Source organism: Microvirga sp. P5_D2, assembly GCF_054049475.1.
In genome coordinates this window covers 1-3929 of sequence record NZ_JBFUMH010000279.1, presented here as the reverse complement: position 1 = coordinate 3929, position 3929 = coordinate 1, and the positions used below count along the sequence as shown (strand labels likewise).

The 3929-nt window shown below is 63.6% G+C and carries 3 protein-coding genes; all 3 read left to right on the top strand.

Translation table 11 applies throughout. From position 1 onward, the window contains the following. Positions 1–977: aldehyde dehydrogenase family protein (locus ACXJKO_RS30355; protein ID WP_457094738.1), on the top strand; the 977-nt coding region annotated here is incomplete at its 5' end. Between the two features lie 32 nt (positions 978–1009). Next, a complete protein-coding gene (glpK, locus tag ACXJKO_RS30350) occupies positions 1010–2503 on the top strand; it encodes a glycerol kinase GlpK (RefSeq protein WP_457094737.1) in 1494 nt (497 codons plus the stop codon). Between the two features lie 32 nt (positions 2504–2535). Further along, the coding region (gene glpD / locus ACXJKO_RS30345; RefSeq protein ID WP_457094736.1) for a glycerol-3-phosphate dehydrogenase at positions 2536–3929 on the top strand (1394 nt) is incomplete at its 3' end.

The following is a 3929-nucleotide window of genomic DNA, read 5'->3' as shown; positions in this document are numbered from 1 at the left end:
CCAATGGCATGATCACCCGCAAGGTCGGTCCGGCGCTCGCCGCCGGCTGCACCATGGTGCTCAAGCCCGCTGCCCAGACGCCGCTCTCGGCGCTGGCGCTCGCGGTGCTGGCCGAGCGGGCCGGGGTGCCCAAAGGCGCGTTCTCGGTGATCACCGGCGAGGCCAAGCCGATCGGCGAGGAGTTCTGCCGCAACCCGAAAGTGGCCAAGATCACCTTCACCGGCTCGACCAATGTGGGCCGGTGGCTCATGCGCGAGGCCGCGGACGGCATCAAGCGGCTGTCGCTCGAGCTTGGCGGCAACGCGCCGTTCATCGTGTTCGACGATGCCGATCTCGATGCGGCGGTGGAGGGGGCTCTCGCCTCCAAGTTCCGCAATGCCGGGCAGACCTGCGTGTGCGCCAACCGCATTTATGTGCAGGAGGGTGTGGCCGATGCCTTCGCCGAGAAGTTCGCCGCCAAGGCGCGGGGTTTCAAGCTCGGCCGGGGCACGGAGACCGGGGTGTCGATGGGACCGCTGATCGACGACCGGGCGGTGGCGAAGATGGAGGAGCATGTCGCCGACGCGCTGGCGAAGGGCGGCCAGCTGGTGCTCGGCGGCAAGCGCTCGGAGTTGGGCGGCACGTTCTTCGAGCCCACCGTGATGACGGGGATCACGCAGGCGATGAAGGTGACGAAGGAGGAGACGTTCGCGCCGCTGGCGCCGATCATCACGTTTGCGGACGAGGCGGATGTGATTGCGATGGCCAACGACACGGAGTTCGGTCTGGCATCGTATTTCTATGCCAAGGACATGGCGCGCGTCTGGCGCGTGGCGGAGGCGTTGGAGAGCGGGATGGTGGGGGTGAACACGCCGGCGCTCGCCAACGAGATGGCGCCGTTTGGCGGCGTGAAGCAGTCGGGACTGGGCCGCGAGGGCTCGAAATACGGCATCGAGGGGTTCCTCGAAATTAAATATGTCTGCCTCGCTGGCGTCTAACCGCTCAAACCGGATGATCGGAGGAGGAACGCATGGCTGACTTCGTGTTGGCTCTCGATCAGGGCACCACGTTTTCCCGCGCCATCGTTTTCGACGGCACCTACAGGATACGCGGCATCGCGCAGCAGGAATTCGCTCAGCACTACCCGCATTCAGGTTGGGTCGAGCACGATCCGGATGATCTGTGGCGCACGATCGTGCAGACCTTGCGGGCCGCTCTCGCGGATGCGGGGTTGTCCGCCTCCGACATCGCCGCCATCGGCATCACCAATCAGCGCGAGACGGCAATCGTCTGGGATCGTCGGACGGGGCGCGCCATTCACAACGCCATCGTCTGGCAGGACCGGCGCACCGCGGATCTCTGCGGCGCGCTGAAGGCCGACGGGTCCGAGGCGCTGATTTCCGAGCGGACGGGCTTGCTGGCCGACCCGTATTTTTCCGCCACGAAGATCGCCTGGCTTCTCGACAATGTCGAAGGCGCGCGTGCACGTGCCGAGCGCGGTGAATTGGCCTTCGGCACGGTCGATACCTGGCTCCTCTGGCACCTCACCGGCGGCAGGCAGCATGTGACGGACGCCACCAACGCCTCGCGCACGATGCTGTGCAATGTCGATACGGTCGAATGGGATGATGACCTGCTGCGTCTGTTCCGGGTGCCGCGGGCCATCTTGCCCGAGATTAAGGATTGCATCGCCGATTTCGGCGCCACCGATCCCGGCCTCTTCGGTGTTTCGATCCCCATTCGCGGCGTCGCCGGAGACCAGCAGGCGGCAACCGTAGGACAGGCCTGCTTCAAACCGGGCATGATGAAATCCACCTACGGCACCGGCTGCTTCGCGCTTCTCAACACGGGGCACGAGCGCGTGCCGTCGAAGAACCGTCTTCTGAGCACCATCGCTTATCGCATCAACGGGCGCACGACTTACGCCCTCGAGGGCTCGATCTTCATCGCGGGCGCGGCGGTACAATGGCTGCGGGACGGGCTCGGCATTCTTCAGCGTGCCGATCAGTCAGGCTCGTTGGCAGCGCAGGCCGATCCGCAGCAGGAGATTTATCTCGTCCCAGCCTTCACCGGTCTTGGCGCGCCCTGGTGGCAACCCGATGCGCGGGGAGCGCTCTATGGATTGACGCGCAATACCGGGCCGAACGAGATCGCGCGGGCTGCGCTGGAATCGGTGTGCTTCCAGACACGCGATCTGCTCGATGCCATGCGTCAGGATTGGGCGGCCGCAGCGGATACGGTGCTGCGGGTGGATGGCGGCATGGTGGCGAACGATTGGACCATGCAGCGTCTCGCCGACATCCTGAACAGCCCTGTCGATCGTCCCGTCATTCTTGAAACGACGGCTCTGGGCGCCGCGTGGCTGGCGGGTTGCGGGGCAGGGGTGTGGCCGGATGCGGAGGGATTCGCTGACAGCTGGCGCGTCGACCACCGCTTCGAGCCTGCGATGGCGGAGGAGGAGCGTGAGCGATCCCTCGCCGGATGGCGTGTCGCCGTCCAGCGGACGATTTGGCAAGGGCAATGACATCGGCACCAGCGGCATCAGAAGAGGTTGCTATGTCTCAGACAGATTTCGACATACTGATTATCGGCGGCGGCATCAATGGCTGCGGGATTGCGCGTGATGCCGTCGGTCGCGGCTACAGTGTCATTCTTGCCGAGATGCGTGACCTCGCCAGCGGCACGTCATCAGCCTCCACCAAGCTCATTCATGGCGGGTTGCGGTATCTGGAGCATTATGAGTTCCGCCTCGTTCGCGCGTCCTTGATGGAGCGCGAAGTGCTCTGGAAGATGGCACCGCACATTATCTGGCCGCTGCGTTTCGTTCTGCCTCATCATGGCGGCCTGCGGCCTGCCTGGCTTCTACGGCTCGGTCTCTTCCTCTACGATCACATCGGCGGGCGGAAGCTGCTTCCGAAAACCCGCACGCTCGACCTCGCGCATGATCCTGCCGGCAAGCCATTGCGAAAGGGGCTTTCGAAGGCCTTCGAATATTCCGACGCCTGGGTGCAGGATGCGAGGCTTGTGGCTCTCAACGCTCGCGATGCAGCCGATCGGGGCACTGAGATTCTGACGCGCACGAAGGTAACGCATCTTCAGCACGCGAATGGCGGCTTCCAAGGGGAGTTGACGGATCAGGAGACGGGGCAGGTCCGTCATGTCACGGCAAAGCTCGTGGTGAACGCTGCAGGGCCGTGGGTCGATGAGGTTCTCCGTCAATCAGCCGGAGGAGGCGGGCGGCGCAATGTCCGTCTCGTTCAGGGCAGCCACATCGTTGTCCGCAAGCTGTTCGATCACGACAAATGCTACATCTTCCAGAACAAGGACAACCGGATCATCTTCGCCATTCCCTACGAGGGCGATTTCACCCTTGTCGGTACGACCGACAGGGACTTCGACGGCAGCCCCGACAAGGTGCAGATCACGGCCGGGGAGATCTCCTATCTCTGTGAGGCATCCTCTGAATATTTCGAACGTGGCGTCACGCCCGATGATGTAGTCTGGGCCTATTCGGGTGTGCGTCCGCTTTACGATGACGGCGCGTCGAAGGCTCAGGAAGCAACGCGGGACTACGTCATCAAGGTCCACGGAGAAGGCAGGGGTGGTGCCCTCATCAACATCTTCGGTGGGAAGATCACCACCTACCGGCGCCTCGCCGAATCCGTGCTGGGGAAGATCGAAGAGGCGCTCGGCGCCCGGGGATCTGCATGGACAGCAGGGGCGACCCTGCCTGGAGGCGATTTCCCCGTCTCAGGCTATGAAGCCTTGGTCTCTCAACTCAAGAAGGAGACGCCTCTCGTGGCTGATGTCACGATCCGCCGACTTGCTCGCAATTACGGGACGAGGGCTCGGCAAATTCTGGGGCCGACGGGAGAACTGGGCAGGATCTTCGGGGCTGATCTGAGCGAGAACGAAGTCGACTATTTGATGGATCAGGAATGGGCGAAGGA